Annotated in this window: 11 protein-coding genes; 7 read left to right on the plus strand and 4 right to left on the minus strand. The window is 68.5% G+C overall.

Translation table 11 applies throughout. From position 1 onward, the window contains the following. Positions 1 to 41: 41 nt before the first annotated feature. The 5 genes from F0U60_RS24235 to F0U60_RS24255 all read left to right on the plus strand — a co-directional run bounded on the left by F0U60_RS24235 (position 42) and on the right by F0U60_RS24255 (position 6,582). Positions 42 to 1,550 (plus strand): DUF5691 domain-containing protein, encoded by a 1,509-nt coding sequence (locus F0U60_RS24235; RefSeq protein ID WP_395823753.1) that lies wholly within the window; start codon positions 42 to 44, stop codon positions 1,548 to 1,550. Further along, on the plus strand, positions 1,547 to 2,632 hold the full coding sequence (locus tag F0U60_RS24240; RefSeq protein ID WP_395823755.1) for an AAA family ATPase: 1,086 nt from the start codon (positions 1,547 to 1,549) through the stop codon (positions 2,630 to 2,632). The genes F0U60_RS24235 and F0U60_RS24240 overlap by 4 nt, the downstream gene beginning before the upstream one ends. Beyond that, positions 2,629 to 4,890 carry a DUF5682 family protein gene (locus F0U60_RS24245; protein ID WP_395823757.1) on the plus strand — a complete coding sequence of 754 codons (2,262 nt, stop codon included), beginning with the start codon at positions 2,629 to 2,631 and terminating at the stop codon, positions 4,888 to 4,890. Before F0U60_RS24240 ends, F0U60_RS24245 begins: the two co-directional genes overlap by 4 nt. Continuing rightward, the gene (locus F0U60_RS24250; RefSeq protein WP_395823759.1) at positions 4,877 to 6,028 is read left to right on the plus strand and encodes a VWA domain-containing protein; all 1,152 of its coding nucleotides are present in this window, start codon (positions 4,877 to 4,879) and stop codon (positions 6,026 to 6,028) included. The genes F0U60_RS24245 and F0U60_RS24250 overlap by 14 nt, the downstream gene beginning before the upstream one ends. Before the next feature lie 92 nt (positions 6,029 to 6,120). Further along, positions 6,121 to 6,582, plus strand: coding sequence for a hypothetical protein (locus F0U60_RS24255; protein WP_395823761.1), 462 nt, complete (start codon positions 6,121 to 6,123; stop codon positions 6,580 to 6,582). 12 nt (positions 6,583 to 6,594) lie between these two features. On the opposite strand, the gene F0U60_RS24260 is transcribed toward F0U60_RS24255, so the two are convergent. From F0U60_RS24260 to F0U60_RS24270, 3 genes are read right to left on the minus strand one after another with little or no spacing between them, the layout of a single operon-like run. After that, a complete protein-coding gene (locus F0U60_RS24260) occupies positions 6,595 to 7,356 on the minus strand; it encodes an alpha/beta fold hydrolase (RefSeq protein WP_395823763.1) in 762 nt (253 codons plus the stop codon). Positions 7,357 to 7,362: 6 nt separating this feature from the next. After that, positions 7,363 to 8,274 carry a type VI immunity family protein gene (locus F0U60_RS24265; RefSeq protein ID WP_395823765.1) on the minus strand — a complete coding sequence of 304 codons (912 nt, stop codon included), beginning with the start codon at positions 8,272 to 8,274 and terminating at the stop codon, positions 7,363 to 7,365. Positions 8,275 to 8,280: 6 nt separating this feature from the next. Then, positions 8,281 to 9,123, minus strand: coding sequence for a hypothetical protein (locus tag F0U60_RS24270; RefSeq protein ID WP_395823767.1), 843 nt, complete (start codon positions 9,121 to 9,123; stop codon positions 8,281 to 8,283). 393 nt (positions 9,124 to 9,516) lie between these two features. On the opposite strand from F0U60_RS24270, the gene F0U60_RS24275 reads away from it, so the two are divergent. Continuing rightward, positions 9,517 to 10,626 (plus strand): hypothetical protein, encoded by a 1,110-nt coding sequence (locus F0U60_RS24275; protein WP_395823769.1) that lies wholly within the window; start codon positions 9,517 to 9,519, stop codon positions 10,624 to 10,626. Between the two features lie 10 nt (positions 10,627 to 10,636). Here the strand turns inward: F0U60_RS24275 and F0U60_RS24280 are convergent, their stop codons facing one another. Further along, complete coding sequence (locus tag F0U60_RS24280; protein ID WP_395823771.1) at positions 10,637 to 12,004, minus strand: cytochrome P450; 1,368 nt, start codon at positions 12,002 to 12,004, stop codon at positions 10,637 to 10,639. A 205-nt stretch (positions 12,005 to 12,209) separates the two neighbouring features. Between F0U60_RS24280 and F0U60_RS24285 the strand changes: the two genes are divergently transcribed. Beyond that, complete coding sequence (locus tag F0U60_RS24285) at positions 12,210 to 18,686, plus strand: SDR family NAD(P)-dependent oxidoreductase (RefSeq protein ID WP_395823773.1); 6,477 nt, start codon at positions 12,210 to 12,212, stop codon at positions 18,684 to 18,686. Positions 18,687 to 18,707 lie beyond the last annotated feature (21 nt).

Genomic DNA, 18,707 nt, shown 5'->3' on the forward strand with positions numbered 1-18,707 from the left:
CTGCCGCGCCCCCATGTCCCGGGCTGGAGAGGAAGCCCACCGTGAACGAGCTCGACGCACTGACACGCCTCGCCACGCTAGGCACTGCCCGCTCGCCGGAGCCCGGCCCCACGTCGGGTGTCGAGGCCCAGACGCTGCGTGCGCTGGAGGGCCTGCCCGTGGAGAAGCGCCTCCTGTTCGCCGCCGGGGTGCGCGCGGTGGCGCGGGCCGCGGGGCGCAAGCTTCCCCGGCTCGAGACGCGAGACAGCGTGGCCCCCCCTGACACACTCGAGGTGTGCTCGCCGCGAGTACGCTCCGTCCTCTCGGAGCTCCTCGTGTCGAACGACGGCGAGGTCCTGCGCGAGGCCTTCGCGCTTATGGCCCTTGCTCGCCGTCGCCTCCCGCCGGAGCTGCTTCCCCGCGTGCTTGGGCTGAAGGACAGCGCGTTGCGCGCGGCAGCGGAGCCGGTGCTCGGCGAGCGGGGCCAGTGGCTCTCCCGTCTGAATCCGGAATGGCGCCTGGCCTCGGCCTCTCCCTCCGCCGACCTTGCAGAGGCCGAGCGCGTGTGGACGGAAGGAAATCCCGAGGAGCGGCGCGCGGCGCTCACCCAGGCCCGGAGCGTCGACCCGGCGCGGGCCCGCGCCTGGCTGCAGGGCACCTGGGCCCAGGAGAAGGCCGAGCACCGCGCTCGTTTCCTGGCCTGCCTCGACGCGGGGCTCTCCCCGGAGGACGAGGCCCTGCTGGAGCTGGGCCGGAAGGACCGAGCGGCCTCGGTGCGCGAGGTGGCGCGCTACCTGCTGGCCCGGTTGCCCGGGTCTGCCTTCGCACAGCGCATGGCCGAGCGGGCGCGCACCGTGCTCGTCTGGGAGAAGCCGGACACGCTTCGCGTCCAACTCCCGGCCCGGTGGGACACCGAAGCCGAGCGCGATGGTCTGGACAAGCCCCCCCCTGGTGTCGGCCAGAGCGAGCACTGGCTCATCCGGCTCTTGGAGGCCATTCCCCTTCGGGATTGGGAGAACTGGTTCGAGGCCACCCCGGCGCAGATCGTCACCGCCGCCGCGCGGACGGACCACGGTGTCGCGCTCTCGGAGGGCTGGGCTTTAGCGCTTCGGCTGGGTGCCTCTTCGTCCTGGGGCTCAACCCTGCTCGGCTTCTGGACGCGCTGTGAGTCCAAGGTGCTCGACGCCGAACGGGCCCAGTCGCTGGCCGTCTCCGTGCTCGAGCAGCTCCCTCCTGACGAGCGCGCCGCGCGGACTCTGCGCATCCTCCAGCGCGCCGAGACCTTGCCTTCGCTCGACCGTGCCCTCGCGCTGACGCCCGCGCCATGGCCGGCAAAGCTCGGCTACACCTGGCTCCAGTTGTTGCGCGAGCTGTACGATCCGACCACCCGGGCCGTGGCGCTCCTCGGCGTCTTCCGGCAGGCGGCCATCGCTCTGCCACCGGAGTGCCTCCCGACCGCCGCCGAGCCCTTCGCGCTTCCTGCTCCGCTGAACCGCTGGAACCCGGAGCTCCAACGCTTTCAGCAGACCGTTTCCCTGCGCCGCATCCTTCACGAGGAGTTGAAACCGTGACCGCCACCGCTCTTCTCCGCCAGCACGCCGAACAGCAGTACGCCGAGGAGCTGGCCGCACTCGCCCGGGCCGATGATCGGCCGAAACCCCAGGGCTGGAAGCTCTCGCCCTGGGCCGTGCGCACCTACCTGCTTGGAGGCCAGCTCCCGGATGGATTCAAGGTGAGCGCCAAGTACATCGGCAACGCGCGGCTGGTGGAGATCGCCGTGGCGACCCTGGCCACCGATCGGGCCCTGTTGCTCTACGGCGTTCCGGGCACTGCGAAGTCGTGGCTGAGCGAGCACCTCGCCGCGGCGATTTCCGGGGACTCGACGTTGCTGGTGCAGGGCACCGCCGGCACGGACGAGGCGGCCCTGCGGTATGGCTGGAACTACGCGCGGCTGCTGGCGGAGGGTCCGTCGGAGGGGGCGCTGGTGCCGAGCCCGGTGATGCGGGCCATGCGCGAGGGGAAGCTGGCGCGCATCGAGGAGCTGACGCGCATGCCGGGCGAGGTGCAGGACGCCCTCATCACCCTGCTCAGCGAGAAGACGCTGCCCATCTCGGAGCTGTCCTCCGAGGTGCAGGCCCGCGCCGGCTTCAACGTCATCGCCACGGCGAACAACCGCGACCGCGGCGTGAACGAGCTGTCGAGCGCTCTGCTGCGCCGCTTCAACACGGTGGTGCTGCCCGTGCCCGACTCGCTGGAGCAGGAAGTCGAGATCGTCGAGAAGCGCGTGGCCGAGCTCGGCCAGGCCCTGGCGTTGCCCGCGGAGAAGCCGGCGCTGGAGGAGATCCGCCGGGTAGTGACGCTCTTCCGCGAGCTGCGGAGCGGCGCGACAACCGACGGAGCGACGAAGCTCAAGTCGCCCTCGGGCTCGCTGTCCACGGCGGAGATCATCTCCGTGGTGAACGGGGGCCTGGCCATGGCGGGCTACTACGGTGACGGTGTGCTCCGAGCACCGGACATGGCCGCGGGCCTGACGGGCGCCATCGTAAAGGATCCCGTGCAGGACCGGGTGGTGTGGTTGGAGTACCTGAAGACGGTGGTGAAGGAGCGCGAGGGCTGGAAGGACCTCTACCGCGCGTGCATGGAGGTGCTGTGAGCCGGGAGGGGGACGCATCGGTGCACGTGCTCGGTGTGCGGCACCACGGCCCGGGCAGTGCGCGCAGCGTGCGGGCGGCTCTCGAGAAGCTCCAGCCGGACGTGGTGCTCATCGAGGGCCCTCCGGACGCGGACGCGCTCATCCCCCTGGCGGCTCATGCGGAGATGAAGCCTCCGGTGGCGCTGCTCGTCTACGCCATCGATCGGCCAGCCCAGGCTGTCTTCTACCCGTTCGCCGTCTTCTCTCCCGAGTGGCAGGCGCTCCAGTACGCCTTGGAGCGCACGCTCCCGGTGCGCTTCATTGATCTCCCGCAGACCCACCAGATGGCGCCCGAGGACGAGGGCACCCAGGAGGGCAGGGAGCCGGAGCCCAAGGACGAAGCGGAGGCCAGGACCCCCCGGGGAGATCCTCTCGGTGCGCTCGCTCGTACCGCGGGTTACGAAGACGGCGAGCTGTGGTGGGATCACCTCATTGAGCAGCGCCAGGAGCCCGAGGGCGTGTTCGAGGCCGTGCTGGAGGCGATGAGCGCCCTGCGCGAGGGCGAGGGCGAGCTGTCTCCGCGAGAGGCCCGACGCGAGGCCCACATGCGGCGCGGCATCCGTCAGGCGAAGAAGGACGGCTTCCAGCGGATCGCCGTCGTGTGCGGGGCATGGCACGCACCGGCGCTCGTCCAGCAGCGGCCGGCCCGGGAGGACGACGCCCTGCTGAAGGGCCTGCCGAAGACGAAGGTGGCGGCCACGTGGATTCCCTGGACGTATGACCGGCTCGGCTGGCGCAGCGGGTACGGCGCGGGCGTGGAGTCGCCAGGGTGGTACGCGCACCTGTGGCTCACGCCTCAGCGCCCGGTGACGTCCTGGGCGGCGCGTATCGCGCACCTGCTGCGCGAGGAGGGACTGGATGCCTCCTCCGCGAATGTCATCGAGACGGTGCGGCTCGCCGAGGCGCTCGCGGCCCTGCGAGGCCTCTCCACGGTGGGGTTGGGGGAGCTGCGAGACGCCGCGCTCTCCGTGATGTGTGGCGGGGATGCGACGCCGCTGGTCCTCGTCCACGAGAGGCTGGAGGTCGGCACCGGGCTGGGCTCGGTCCCCTCCGAGGTGCCCTCGGTCCCGCTCGCCCGCGATCTGACCTCGCTGCAGAAGTCGCTGCGCCTGCCGCCCTCGTCCGAGAGCAAGTTGCAGGAGTTGGATCTCCGCAAGGACCTGGACCGGGACCGGAGTCGGCTGCTGCACCGGCTGCGGCTGCTCGACATCCCCTGGGGCACGCCGGAGGCGGATCCGCGGAACACGACGGGCACCTTCCGCGAGACGTGGCGCTTGAAGTGGGAGCCCGAGCTGTCCGTGCGCATCGTCGAGGCGAGCCTCTTCGGGAACACGGTGGAGTCGGCCGCCACGGGGCGCGTGGTGGCGCGAGCGTCGGATGCGACCGAGCTCGGCACGCTGACGGCCCTGCTCGAGGCCTCCCTGCTCGCGGAGCTGTCCGCCGCCATCGACACCGTGCTCCGCCACGTGCAGGCGCTCTCGACGCGCTCGGCGGATGTCCCGAAGCTGCTCGAGGCCTTCCCAGCCCTGGCCCACGCGGTCCGCTATGGCAGCGTCCGCGAGACACCGACCGCGCCCATCCTCGCCATCGCCGACGGGCTCTTCGAGCGCATCATCATCGGGCTGCCCGGCGCGTGCGTCTCGCTCGATGACGAGGCCGCGCACCAGCGCCGCGACCAGCTGCGCGCCATGCATGCCGCGGTGGCGCTGCTGGAGGGTGGGGAGCGCACGGAGGAGTGGGCCGAGGCCCTGGGCCAGCTCGTGCATCGGGACTCTGTGCACGGACTCGTCCGAGGGGCCGCGCTGCGGCTGCGGGTGGAGCTCGGGCGGGTCGGGGACGAGGAGCTGGGGACGCTCGCCCGCAGGGCCCTGTCCGCGGCCGTGCCTCCCAACGAGGCGGCGGCCTGGCTGGAAGGACTCGTGTCGGGAAGCGCGCTCCTGCTGCTGCACCGGCAGGAGCTGTGGGCGGCGCTCGATGGGTGGCTCTCGGGGCTCGCGCGGGAGGCCTTTGTCGAGCATCTCCCCCTGGTACGGCGCGCGTTCGCTGGTTTCAGCACGGCCGAGCGGCGCGCCATGGGGGAGCGGGTCAAACAGCTCGCCACCGCTCAGGCGGCGGGGAGTACGGCGGGGGCCACGGAGGACCTGGACCCGGAGCGCGTGGCGAAGGTGCTGCCGGTGCTGTCCACCCTGCTGGGGGTGAGGATCCATGAAGCAGTCTGAAGAAGAGCGCCTGGAGCGCTGGCGGCTCGTCCTGGGCGAGCCTGTCCAAGAGACCTTGGGCGTGCCACTCGGCGAGTCCGAGCTGCGCATGGATCGTGCGCTCGCGGCGCTGTACGACTCCGAGCGCAAGGCAGGACTGGGAGCCTCCTCGCCCCACGTGGCGCGCTGGCTGGGCGACATCCGCGAGTACTTCCCCGCCTCCGTCGTGCGCGTCATGCAGGGCGATGCGATGACGCGGCTCGGGCTCACGGAGATGTTGCTACAGCCGGAGATGCTCGAGGCGGTGGAGCCGGACGTGTCGCTGGTGGCGACGCTGCTGTCGCTGCGCAAGGTCATCCCCCAGAAGACGAAGGAGACGGCGCGCCGGGTGGTGCGCAAGGTGGTCGAGGACCTGGAGCGGCGGCTGCGGGCCCCTACGGAGCGGGCCGTGCGAGGAGCACTGTCGAGGACCTCGCGCACGCGCCGGCCGAGGGCCGCGGAGATCGACTGGGAGCGGACGCTGCGGGCGAACCTCGGCAACTACCAGCCGGAGCGGAAGTCCGTGGTGGTGGAGAAGCTGGTGGGACACGGACGCAAGCGCTCGAGCCTGCGGGACGTGGTGCTGTGCATCGACCAGAGCGGCTCCATGGCGGCCTCGGTCGTCTACTCGAGCATCTTCGGGGCGGTGCTCGCCTCGCTGCGCGCGGTGTCCACGCGGATGGTGCTCTTCGACACCTCGGTGGTGGACCTGAGCGAGCAGTTGTCGGATCCGGTGGACCTGCTGTTCGGCACGCAGCTCGGAGGAGGCACGGACATCGATCGGGCGCTCGCGTACTGCCAGCAGGTTGTCACTCGGCCGGCGCAGACGATCCTCGTGCTCATCACGGACTTGTACGAGGGAGGCAACGCGCAGCGGATGCTCCAGAGGGCCGCGTCGCTGGTCCAGAGCGGCGTGAAGGTCATCTGCCTGTTGTCACTGAGCGACCAGGGGACTCCGGCCTATGACAGCCACAACGCCGCGCAGCTGACGGCCTTGGGCATCCCGACCTTCGCCTGCACGCCGGATCTGTTCCCGGAGCTGATGGCCGCGGCCATCCAGAAACAGGATCTCCGCGCTTGGGCGGCGCGCAACGACATCCAGCTCGCGCGCTCGGGGTGATGCACCGCAATCGCGATGAGGCGCGGGAATACTTGAAGGCACGTGCGTCTGGACGAGGGAACCATCCCGGTTCAGAAAGAAAAACGAACGCCATGAAGACCTCCCGTTGTGTTGTCGGACTCATCGTCGTGCTGGCGGTCGGGACCGCCGTCGCCCAGGTGGCGCCCACGCTGGCCGTGAGGCTTCGCGGCCTCGCGAGCTACTACGGTGACTCGCAGGGACGCATCCCGGTCAACCTGGACACGGGCGAGGTCCTGTACGTCTCCACTTCCGAGCGTCGGGCCCCTTTCTCGATCTACACCGCCGGAGCTCCCGTGGCGGACGACGCGCGGGTTGCTGCCTGTGGCCTCGACGCCGCCGGTGGAGCCGTGGCGTGCAACACCACCTACGACGGCGCTCTACTCAACGGGTTGCAGTATCTGAAGCCCCTCAATCCCGATCCCACCGGCGTGCGCGTCCAGTGCAAAGAGGATGAGGGGTTTACCCTCTGCAATTTCGTATGGCACACGTGCGTCGTGTGCAGCACCTTTGAATGCACACCCATTCCGTGCTGACCCGTAGGGGTGTCAGGACAGGGTCTGGCGAGCATTGACCAGGCGCACGGCTTCCACCACGACCTCCGGCTCTGTGAGCTGGGGGAAGTGTCCGCTTCGGCTGGCGATGAGCTGCTTTCCTTGGGGCGACAGTGCAGCCAGGGCCCGCTGGTGTTCTGCTCGTGCGGCGAGGGCTTGCGCTGGGGTGGCCCATGCCATGGCGGGTTTACCCCCCGTCACGACGACGAGTGGGACGTCAGGGAAGGGGCCTGCGCGCTGGATGAGGTCGACGGTACGTGAAACGTGTTCAGTCTCTCCGAATTCATCCTTTCCGAAGATCGTATCGAGCGTGCGCTGGGCAAAACGCTGAAAGCCGTTTTGATGCTCTGCCATGACACTGACGTCTTCGGGAGCGGTGGCATCGAGCAGCACCACGCCTGAAACCTCGGCTGGGAATGTCCGGGCGAAAAGATTGACGGCAAGGCCGCCGAGCGAATGACCCACCAGGAGGTAGGGCGGAGGTAGGTTGGCGTGAAGCAGGAGCGCACGGAGCGACTCGACGATGACCTCTCCGGTCTGCGGGACAACCGGCTTCCCGCTGCCGCCGAGACCTGGGCGGTTGTACGCAAAGACGGTCCCCAGTGCGGACAGCGGCTCCAACACCCTGAGCCATCCCTCGATGGGGCCGCCGGAACCGTTGACGAGAACGACGGTGGGGGAGCCCTGACCTGCAATGATGTACTCCAGGGCCTGCCCATGGATGCTGGCTTTCTGCTTCGGAGGAATAGGATTCATGTGAACTCAGTCCAGGAAGCGGCGCTCCCAGCGGAGTATCTCCTCCGGGTCCAGGGAGACGTAAGGTCGTTTCCAATGATGAAGGTGGGGCTCGAGGACTCGGGCAAGTGCACGGTGCAGGGGAAGCATCTGACCCGCCTCCTGGTCCCCTGTCACTGGCTGCTCGCCAAGGGTGATGAGCACTCGGTCTCCGCTCATTTCCTGGAGGGAAATGCCCGGGAGAGACAAACGCTCACGCAGGCTGGCCACACCGCCGAGCTGGCCGAGCACCGGTTGCCCGAGGAAGTTCATCCAGTGAACCCCGTCCACCCAGGTGTTCATCCGGAGGTTGGCCCCGCTCGATGCGAGGTGCACTCCCGGGTAGCGCGGTTGGATGAGCTTGAGGGCTTTACCCAGATCCCAAATGTTCGAGCAGAGGACGAAGTCCACATACCCCGAGTTGAAGGGGAGCTCCGCTGCTAGATCGAGGGCTAGTGCACGAACCTGGCCCGGACCCTGCTCTTCCAGGTATTCCGTGGGCAGGCGCAGGTAGAGGACGCTCACATCATCTTTCCGATCTGGCCAGGGCAGGGGGATGATGTCCAAACCCCTGTAGTCCACGTGCAGCCCACCGAGCCTGATGGGGTCATCCCACATTTGTATGAATGCAGCCGTTTCGGGCCCTGGATCCAGCGTTTCCTTGCGGATTGCTTCCCATGCGGAGTCATCGAGCGGTTTGGCCTGTCCATCACCTGCGTTGTACCAGGCGAGTTGATAGGGATGTATCCGTTCACGGAAGAGTTCCAGGGCACGTATGATGGCAGGTGCAATCTGCTCGTTAGGACGCTGCATGTAGAAGCACATGAGTAAGGCATCGTTTGCAATCAGTCCGTCGCGCTCGTCATGCTGTTTCAGCTGCGGGTATCGAATGGTGGGCATTTCTTCTTAGTCCTCGCGTATTATTCCCTGTCGTGGAGAGACAAGTATGGGTTTCACCTGAAGAGCATGGAAGTATAGATCTCCCTGTGATTGGTCCATCCAGCGCCCTTTTGTGTACCGACTCCAATAGGCTGAGTTGGTCTCCGGGCATGGGAACTTGAGATCGTACACACGGACGATGACGCCATTCTTGTCTAAGAGGATGATGTCCGGCTCGATGGTGCCAGTCAGTCCTTTCCATCCCTGAGCCGACACGATCTGGCTTACCGTGTTTTCATCCATGTACTCCCATTGTCCCTTCTTTTCGTTGAACTGGAAACGAGGGTAGAGTCGGTAACGGTCCGGCGGTATCAACTTGTTCAGAGCTTCGCGAAGGCACGGCCAGGCTTGCTCATGCTTGAAGAGTCCCAGGTACGCGGCCCATGTCGTCTTTTCGCCAACCTTGATCTGTTCGCAGATTTCCCGGTCCGGGCTCTTGCCGTTGAAGTGGTAATCGTTGACATATTGGTCCGCCTGGCGGACACACTTTGTGATGGCCTTTTCGACTTTCGCGAGCAGATCCGCGGCCAGCTCAACACCCCGGCGCTCGGCCGAGTTGATCTGCGGCTTCATCGCCACCGTGGCCACTGCCATGCCCGTGGCCAGGGCCTTCATTCCCAGGGAGGTTGAGCGCCCCGTCACTTCGACCATCTCGGACGAGCCGGTACAACGCTCCCACTGGCCGGGGTGTTGTTTGAGGCAGCACTCGGGTGTCAGATCCCGTGGCCCGCATTCCCCCGTTACCTCGGCGAGCTCTGCCTCCAACAGGCACCCTGCCTGGAGCACGGTGAGAATCACCAGCGACCACACGGGCCGGCTCTTCGAGGTATGAAGCATGGAATGCAGAATAGGGTCGCGATGAGCAGGGAGACAGAGGAAATGGGCTCGGGTGGCGAGGTGCAACAACAGGAGTCCGGAGGGCGGAGTCAACGCTGGCCGCGCCGCCGGGTCTTGCGCTGGGCCCTGGGACTGCTGCCCGCCATGGCGGGCGGTGGTTGGGCTGCCTTCAAGCGGTTCGCAGAACACGAGCGGGACGTCGCGGACGAGGAAGACGAGGGGCCGGAGGATGGATGGGAAGCGGAAGGGGGGCGAGCGAGAGGAGGACCCTCCAAGGAAAGAAAAGGGAATGATGTCTGGGCCATGGAGCTGACCCAGGAAGCCGCCTAGTTCAGCATCGCGGGTGACTCGAGCGCGAGCCCTCTGTTGGATTTGGCAATCAAGGCCGCTCCCTCCTATGCGCCGGCCCGATTGGTGAGCGCGTGCTGGTTCATGCAGGAAGGCCGGTGGGACCTGGTGCGGGAGGATCTCTCGGTCTCCACCATCAAAGACACCCCGGAGGGCCGCCTGTTGCTGGAGCTCGCCGAACGTCAGCCCCGTGCTCCCGATTGGCGCCATGCCTTCTTCGATGCGTGGACGGCGCTCGGGCGGCCCGACTTCCGCAAGAGCACCTTGCTTCCCGTGCCGCTGGAGTGGAATCACCTGATCTCAACAGGGTTCACCCGGTCGCCGGATGACGAGTCGTGGCGCTTTCCTCTGGCGGTGCTGCATCTGGGATCGCTGGAGCAGGACCAACAGTGGGCGCTCGAGCAGGTTCGAGTCAGCCCCTCCGTGCCACTTCTCATGGCGCTGCGAGAGCAGCTGTATTCCTTCGAGGAACAAGCACCGCTGCGACGGTTCCTGCTCTCCACGGTGGAGGAGCGGCTGGGGCAGCTCGCAGGTCCTTCCCCACGGACCCTCCAGCTCGCCCTGGCCTCCTTTCTGGCCGGCGGCCCACCTTCGGCGCCCTTGACGCGACAGGATTTGGAGACACTCGAGAAGCTTGTTGCGCTGCCCGAGTGGAAGCAGCCTCCGAGCGAGCAATTCTTCCTGGAGATGCGAGCGCTGGTCAGCATGATGTACGCGCCCGGCCACCATGCTCTGGCAATGGCAACCCTGGCCCAGGGGGCGTCCCTGGGCTCGTCGCTCTTGCGGCGGGCCAGGGTCAGCAAGGCGCACCTCTCCGAGGACGAGCAGCGGTGGATGGGGCGGCTGTTCTGGGAAGTGGGGGCGCGCCTGCTTGATCAGCACTCACGTCTGGAATGGGAGACGGGGCTGCGACTCCAGATGTTTGGCTCCGAGTTGACGCAACACGTTCCGAGCCGGGAGCAATGCATCGCCCTATGGGTTGAGTTGGGGAAGTGGGAGGAGGCCGTGAAACAGGCGGCCTACTACCGCTGGCCGCTGGCTCCGTTGGTGGAGGAGTCTTGCGCGCCCCGGGCCCGAGATGAGCTTGCGTGGATGCAAGCCTTCGCCGGCAAGGGCGCGCTGCCTTGAGTGATGTGTTTCAGGCTACCTGCTTCTGGGGTTGGCTGCTCCGGGGCCGTACTTCATCCAGCACTACGGGCATTCCCCCTGACGGCGCGAACATGATGCTCCGGCGCACCATGTGGATGGGGCGCTTCGAGGCCATCCGCAGCTTCGCCCGGCGCAGCACCGTGGCCAGGACGACCTTCATTTCGAACAGCGAGAGCGCCATGCCCAGGCACCGGCGCGAGCCTCCCCCGAAGGGCAACCACGCGTACGGGTCCGGCTTCTTCCCGAGGAAGCGCTCCGGCAGGAAGCGGTCCGGCTCCGGGTAGAGATCCTCGCGCAGGTGGGTGAGCGCGATGCCTGGTACCAGCATCGTCTCGGGGGGCAGCGTGTATTTGGACAGCTCGAACGGCACCTTCGTGCGGCGCGACACGAGCGGCACCACCGGCCTCAGCCGCAGTGCCTCCTTGATGACCGCGTCCAGGTACTCGAGCTGGCCGAGGTGTTCGGCCTGGATCTCCTCGCCTCCCACCACCCGCTCCAGCTCCTCGTGCACTCGGGCCAGGGCCTCGGGCGTGCAGAGCAGCCGCTCCACGGTGAAGCACATGCCGATCGCCGTGGTCTCATAGCCCGCCACAATCACGGTGAAGAGCGCGTCGCGCAGCTCCCTGTCGGTGAGGGGTTGGCCCGCCTCGTCCCGGCTCTCCAACAGCAGGCTGAGCATGTCCTGGCGTCGGGGATCCGCCGGCTGCGCGCGCCGGTGGGCGATGAGCGCGTAGAGGGCCTCGTCCACCTCCCGCTTCATCTTCGAGGCTCGCAGCCAGGGCACCTTCTGGAACACGTCCACGCCGCTGAGCGCTGGAAGCAGGTACAGCGGCGAGGCGATGCTGTCCACGAGCCGCGGGAAGCGCCTGGCGAAGAGCGCCAGCTCCTCCTGGCCCTCGATACCGAAGACGCTGCGCAGCAGGATCTCAATGGTGAGCGACATCATGCGCGGCAGCAGCGGGAAGGGCTTGCCCACGGGCCACTGCTCCAGCGATGCGTGGGCGACCTCTCGCATCGGGCCGGCATAGGTGTTGAGCCGCTCTCCCTGGAATGGCGGCAGCAGCAGGCGCCGCAGCCGGATGTGCTCCGCCCCGTCCTGCATCACCAGGGAGCTCGAGCCCACCAGCGGCAGAATCACATCGTTGCCCTCTCCTGCGTGCAGCGCGTCCGGTGGGGCGTTGAAGATGCGCTTGATGTCCTCGGGCGCACTCACGAAGACGAACTCGCCCATGCCGGACATACGTAGGGTGAAGGTGTCTCCGTGGCGCTTCCGCTGCTTCCTCAGGAAGGACAGCGGGTCGGCCATGTACAGCGACATCTGCAACGGGCTCGGCAGTCCGGGGCCAGGTGGGAGCATGGGTGATGACTACTGGCTTCCAGCGGTGAAGTCACTGGGGGGACCAAGGACATCCCCTCTCCTGATGGCGTACCGTGGGTGAGGGTTTCCCCTCTGCGAGAGGCAGTCGCCAGCTTCCTCGCCTGCAGCCCAAAGTTGGGGGAACGCAAGCGTCACACCGGACACCGGGTCTCCAATTGACCTAAACTGCACAGATGCGTAGGGAGTGAAACTCCTGACTCGCTCGCCCACTCTCCCCGACATGGATCATCGCGCCCGACTGACGAACGCGTTGCTTGCGATCAAGAAGCTACAGGGAGAGCTCGAAGCCGCTGGGCGTTCCCGGCGCGAGCCCATCGCCCTCATCGGCATGTCCTGCCGCTTCCCCGGCGGCGCCGAGGACCCCGAGACCTTCTGGCGGCAGCTGCGCGAGGGCCTGGATGCCATCCGCGAGGTGCCTAAGGACCGCTGGGACCTCGACGCTTGGTACGACCCGGATCCGGAGGCTCGGGGGAAGATCCTGACGCGCCGCGGTGGGTTCGTGGACGGGCTGCAGGAGTTCGATCCGGGCTTCTTCGGCATCTCGCCTCGAGAGGCCGCGGCGATGGATCCGCAGCAGCGGCTGGTGCTGGAGGTGGGCTGGGAGGCGCTCGAGCGCGCGGGCGTGGCACCGGATCGACTCGGCGGGAGCCGGACCGGGGTGTTCGTGGGCGTGGGGCTGGACGACTTCTCGCAACTGCACCTGCGCGCCGGGGATGTGGAGTCCCTGGATGTCTACAGCGGCACCGGCGCGGGCCTGTGCTTCACGGCGGGGCGTCTGTCGTTCGTCCTCGGGTTGCAGGGGCCGAGCCTCACGGTGGACACGGCGTGCTCGTCCTCGCTGGTGGCGTTGCACCTGGCTTGTCAGAGCCTGCGCGCGGGGGACTGCCGCATGGCCCTGGCGGGTGGCGTGAACGTCATCCTCTCGCCCGAGGTGAACGTCTACCTGTCCCGGTCACGGGCGATCTCTCCGGACGGGCGGTGCAAGACGTTCGACGCGGCGGCCGATGGCTACGTGCGCGGCGAGGGCTGCGGAATGCTGGTGCTCAAGCGCCTGTCCGATGCCCAGGCCGATGGTGACACCATCCTGGCCGTCATCCGCGGCTCGGCGGTGAACCACGACGGCGCGAGCAGCGGGCTCACGGTGCCCAATGGCCCGGCCCAGCAGGCCGTCATCCGCGCGGCGCTGGAGAACGCCGGGCTGGAGCCGTCTCGCGTGGGTTATGTCGAGGCCCATGGCACTGGCACCTCGCTGGGAGATCCCATCGAGGTGGAGGCGCTCGCGGGAGTGCTGGGGGCTGGGCGTTCCCAGGAGCGCCCATTGCTCGTTGGCGCGGTGAAGACAAACATTGGGCACCTGGAGACCGCGGCCGGCATGGCGGGTGTCATCAAGGCCGCGCAGGCGGTGCGGTATGGGGAGGTTCCTCCCAACCTGCACCTGCACACGCCCAACCCGCTCATTCCGTGGAGCGAGCTGCCCGTGAAGGTTCCCACCGCCCTGACGCCGTGGCCGGCTGGGGAAGGGCTGCGCGTCGCGGGGGTGAGCTCCTTTGGCCTGAGTGGGACGAACGCGCACGTGCTGTTGGAAGAGGCGCCACCCACCGAGCCGCTACCGGTAGAGGCCACACCCCGTCCGCAGCACCTGCTGACCCTGTCCGCGCGAGACGAGGGTGCGCTGCGTCGGATAGCCGAGCGGTATGCGCGCGATGTGGCCGCCCACCCGGAGCGATCCATCGCGGACGTGTGCTTCACCGCGAATACCGGGCGCGCGCGCTTCGTGCACCGGGCGGCGATCGTCGCGGCATCCCATGAGGAGCTGCGCGAGAAACTGGAGGCGGTGGCCGGAGGGGAAGAGCGCGCTGGCGTCGTGCGAGGGCAGGTCGCGCGGGGGAAGAAGCCACGCGTGGGGTTCCTGTTCACGGGACAGGGCAGCCAGTACGTGGGCATGGGCCGCGAGCTGTATGAGACGGCGCCCGTGTTCCGCGCGGCGCTGGACCGATGCCAGGAGGTATTGCGCCCGCTGCTGCCCAGGCCGCTGCTGTCGGTGATGTTTGGGAGGGAGGCAGGAGACGGGGAGCTGCTGTCGCAGACGCAATACACGCAGCCGGCGCTGTTCGCGCTGGAGTACGCGCTGGCGGAGCTGTGGCGCTCGTGGGGCGTGGAGCCGCAGGTGGTGTTGGGGCACAGCGTGGGCGAGATCGCCGCGGCGTGCGTGGCGGGAGTGTTCAGCCTGGAGGATGGGCTGAAGCTGATCGCCGAGCGCGGGCGGTTGATGCAGGGGCTGCCTGCTGGTGGAGCCATGGCGGCGGTGTTCGCGCCCGAGGCGCAGGTGAAGGCGGCGCTCGCGGGCCAGGAAACGCGGGTGTCGCTGGCGGCCTTCAACGGGCCGGGCGAGACGGTGATTTCGGGAAGTGGCGAGGGTGTGGACGCGGTGCTGGCGAAGCTGTCAGCGGAGGGGGTGAAGGCGAAGCGGCTGGTGGTGTCACATGCGTTCCACTCGCCGCTGATGGAGCCGGTGCTGGAGGCCTTCGGGAGAGTGGCGGGAGGCGTGGCGTACGCGGAGCCGAAGCTGAAGCTGGTGGCGAACGTGACGGGGAAGGTGGCGGAGGCCGGGGAGGTGACGAGAGGGGAGTACTGGCGACGGCACGTGAGGGAGCCGGTGCGCTTCGCTCAAGGAGTGAAGGCCCTGGTGGAAGCCGGGGTGGACGTGGTGGTGGAGGTGGGCCCGAAGGCGACGCTGCTGGGGATGGGCAAGCAGTGCGTGGCGGAGGGGGGCCCGGAGTGGGTGGCCTCGCTGAGGGAGGGGCAGGGCGAGTGGAAGCAACTGCTGTCGGCGCTCGGGGCCCTCTGGGTCCAGGGCGCGGAAGTGGACCTGGTCGCGCTGGAGTCCGGAGCGGCACGGCGCCGCGTTCAGCTGCCCACCTACCCGTGGCAGCGGCAGACGCACTGGGTGAAGCCGCCTCGTGCGAGCCGTTTGTCCACGCGGACCTCTGGACTGCATCCGCTGCTCGGTCGCCGGGTGCGCTCGCCCGCGCTCAAGGAGCAGATCTTCGAGAGCGAGATCTCCGTCGACTCGCTGCCCTTCCTGGATGATCACCGCATCTACGGCACCGTCGTCGTCCCCGGTGCGAGTCACGTTGCGATGATGCTCTGCGCGGCGGCTCAGGTGCTGGGGCCTGGGCCGTGCTCGATCGAGGACGTGACGTTCCCGCGGGCGTTGAGCTTGGGGGACAGCGAGACGCGGGCCCTGCAACTCGTATGGAGCCCCGAGGGGTCGGGCGCGGGTTGCCGCGTCTACAGTCGTGAGGCAGGGAACGCTGAGGAGCCGGCGTGGGTGCTCCATGCCACGGGGACTGCCCGCCGTGTCACTCGCGTGGCCGAGGTGCCTGGTGCCAGCACTCCGGAGCTGAAGGACATCTCGCCCGAGGGCTTCTACCAGAACGTCCTGGAGCGAGGCATCGCGCTCGGGCCGGGCTTCCAGTGGCTGAAACGCATCCAGTGCCGCGAGGGCGAGGCCTGGGGCGAGCTGCACTGTCCTCCCTCCATCACGGATGCGCGGCACTACTCGCTGCACCCGACGCTCATCGACGCGTGCATCCAGCTCTTCGGGGCTACCTGGCTCGTGGATGGTTTCGACTCCACGGCCTATGTGCCGCTCGGCCTCGAGGCCTTCCACTTCCACGCGCCTCCGAGCCCGGTCCTGAAGGCCCGGGCCGTGCTGCGTCCGGGAAGCTCGCCCTCGAAGGAGCGCTTCACGGGCGATGTGGTGGTCCTCGACGAGGGCGGACGTGTGGTGGCCGAGCTCGTGGGGCTCAGCGCGAAGCGGGCGCCTCGCGAGGCGCTCATGCCGTCGAGCCGCGAGCAGTGGCTGTACGCGCTGGAGTGGCAACGCGCCACGCTTCCGGCTCCCGCTCTCGAGGAGAAGCTCGGAGGCTGGCTCATCGTCGGCGATCCACAGGGGCTCGGCACCTGGTTGGCCGAGGCACTCCAGGCGCGAGGCGAGCGGGTGGTGCTCGTTCCTCCTGAGCAAGAGGTCCTGGAGCCGCTGCGCTCCGGCACAGCGTCGTGGGGAGTGGTCTCCCTGGAGGCGCTGGACATGCCCTCGTCCGAGTCACTCTCGGCCGAGGCTTTGGATGCGGCCGAGGCGCGGCTCTGTGGCGGCACGCTGCGTCTGGTACAGGCGCTGGCTCGCAGCGCGGTGCGTTCTCGCGTGTGGTTGGTGACGCGCGGAGCTCAGCCCGTGGAGGGCTCGGGCGTGGCGGTGGCGCAGGCGCCTCTGTGGGGCATGGGGATGGCGCTCGCGGCCGAGCACCCCGAGTGGCGCTCCTCGCTGGTGGACCTGGATCCTGCGGGCTCCGAGGAAGAGTCCGCTCGGGCGCTTGCCGACGTGCTGCTCGCGGGAGGTGTCGAGGATCGCGTGGCCTTGCGCGGTCCGGAGCGTTTCGTGGCGCGGCTGGTGGCTCGTCCCGAGAGCGCCCACCCCGTCGCCGAGCCCGCGCCGGTCCGGCTCCAGGTGGCGTCTCGCGGCACACTCGAGGGCCTTCGGCTGGAGCCCATCACCCGCCGCCCACCGGGTCCCGGTGAGGTGGAAGTCCGCGTGCACGCTACCGGCCTCAACTTTCGTGACGTGCTCAACGCCCTCGGCATGTACCCCGGGGATGCTGGGCCGCTCGGACTGGAGTGTGCCGGTGAGGTGGTGGCGGTGGGCGAGGGCGTTCAGGGCTTCGCGCCTGGGGACGCAGTCATCGCCATGCCTCCGGGGTGCTTCGCCACCCATGCCACCTTGCGTGCGGACTTCGTCGCTCGGCGGCCCTCGTGGATGAGTGATGCGGAGGCGGCGACGCTGCCCATCGCGTTCCTCACCGCCGACTTCGCGCTCGCTCGTATCGCTCGGATGAAGGCGGGAGATCGGGTGCTCATTCATGCCGCGGCCGGTGGCGTGGGCCTGGCCGCCGTGCAGCTCGCGCAGCGCGCCGGTGCGGAGATCTTCGCCACCGCTGGCAGCTCCGAGAAGCGTCGTTTCCTCGAGTCGCTCGGCGTCCGGCACGTGATGGACTCGCGCTCGCTTGGCTTCGCTGATGAAGTCCGGGCTCGCACGGGTGGGCGCGGGGTGGACATCGTCCTCAACTCGCTGGCCGGGGACTTCATCCCACGCAGCATCGAGGTGCTGGCCCCGGGCGGGCGCTTCGTGGAGATCGGCAAGACGGGCATCTGGAGCCCCGAGCAGGTGGCTCGGCTGCGCGGGGATGTGTCCTATGCCGTCTTCGCGCTCGATGCGCTCACCGCCAGCGAGCCGGCCCGGGTGGCCGAGGCCTTCCGCGAGCTGATGCCGCGCGTGGAGTCCGGAGAGCTAAAGCCGCTGCCTCATCGTGTCTTCCCGCTCGAGCAGGCCCCGGACGCCTTCCGCTACATGGCGCAGGCTCGGCACATTGGGAAGGTGGTGCTGACGCAGCCGGCGGAGGCGGTGGTACGAGCGGAGGCATCGTACCTCGTGACCGGTGGCCTGGGCGGACTGGGCCTCGCGGTCGCCCGGTGGTTGGTCGAGGAGGGGGCTCGGCACCTGGTGCTCATGGGGCGCAGCGCTCCTTCGGAAGAGGCCCGCGCCGTGCTCGGTGAGCTGGAGGCCGCGGGGGCTCGGGTGCGCGTGGTGTCCGGAGATGTGGCGGATGCCGCAAGTCTGGCCCGTGTCCTGGCGGACATCGATCGCTCCCTGCCACCGCTGCGAGGCGTGTTCCACCTGGCTGGCGTGCTCGATGACGGCATGCTGGTGCAACAGGGTTGGGAGCGCTTCCAGCGGGTTCTTGCTCCCAAGGTGCGGGGGTCGTGGAACCTGCACCTCGCCACGTGCGAGCGGCCCTTGGACTTCTTCGTGCTGTTCTCCTCGGGTGCCTCGATGTTGGGCTCGGCGGGGCAGGGCAACTACGCCGCGGGCAACGCCTTCCTCGATGCTCTGGCTCACTTCCGCCGCGCGCGGGGTCTGCCGGCGCTCAGCATCAACTGGGGCCCGTGGGCCGAGGGGGGCATGGCCTCGCGAGTGACGCTCGAGCGCTGGGTGGCCCGGGGCATGGGGCTCATCCCTCCGAGCGAGGGCATGCGGCTGCTCGGGGCGCTGATGCGTCAGCCGTCTCCGCAGCTGGGCGTGCTCCCCGTGCACTGGGACACCTTCGTCCAGGGCGCCGTCCCGCCCGCGCTGTCCGGGCTCGTCTCTCGCTCCTCCCGCACAGTGGAGGCGCCGGCGGCGGTCTCCTCGGGGCCCTCGCTGCTGGAGACGCTCACGGAGGCGGTGCCTTCGCGGCGACGTGGTGTGGCTGTCGCCCAACTGCAGGAACAGGTGCGGCGGGTGTTGCAGCTTGGAGGCCCGGTGGATCCGAAGCAGCCGCTGCGCGAGCTGGGGCTGGACTCGCTCATGGCCGTGGAGCTGCGCAACGCGTTGGGCAAGGCCGTGGGCCGCACGCTGCCCGTTACGCTGTTGTTCGACCACCCCACGCTGGACGCGCTCGCGGAGCTGCTGTTGGGCATGGTCCCCGCGGATGCACCCGTGACGACGCCGCCTGAGACGACGCCGGCGGCTCCAGCGGAAGCGACGCCGTCCTCGTTGGACGGACTCACGGAAGCACAGGTGGAGGCCCTGCTCCTCGAGGAGCTGGAGCGCCTCAAGTACTAGCGAGTCCAGGCCCGGAAGAGA

The organism is Archangium minus (assembly GCF_044360475.1).
GTDB classification, from domain to species: domain Bacteria; phylum Myxococcota; class Myxococcia; order Myxococcales; family Myxococcaceae; genus Archangium; species Archangium minus.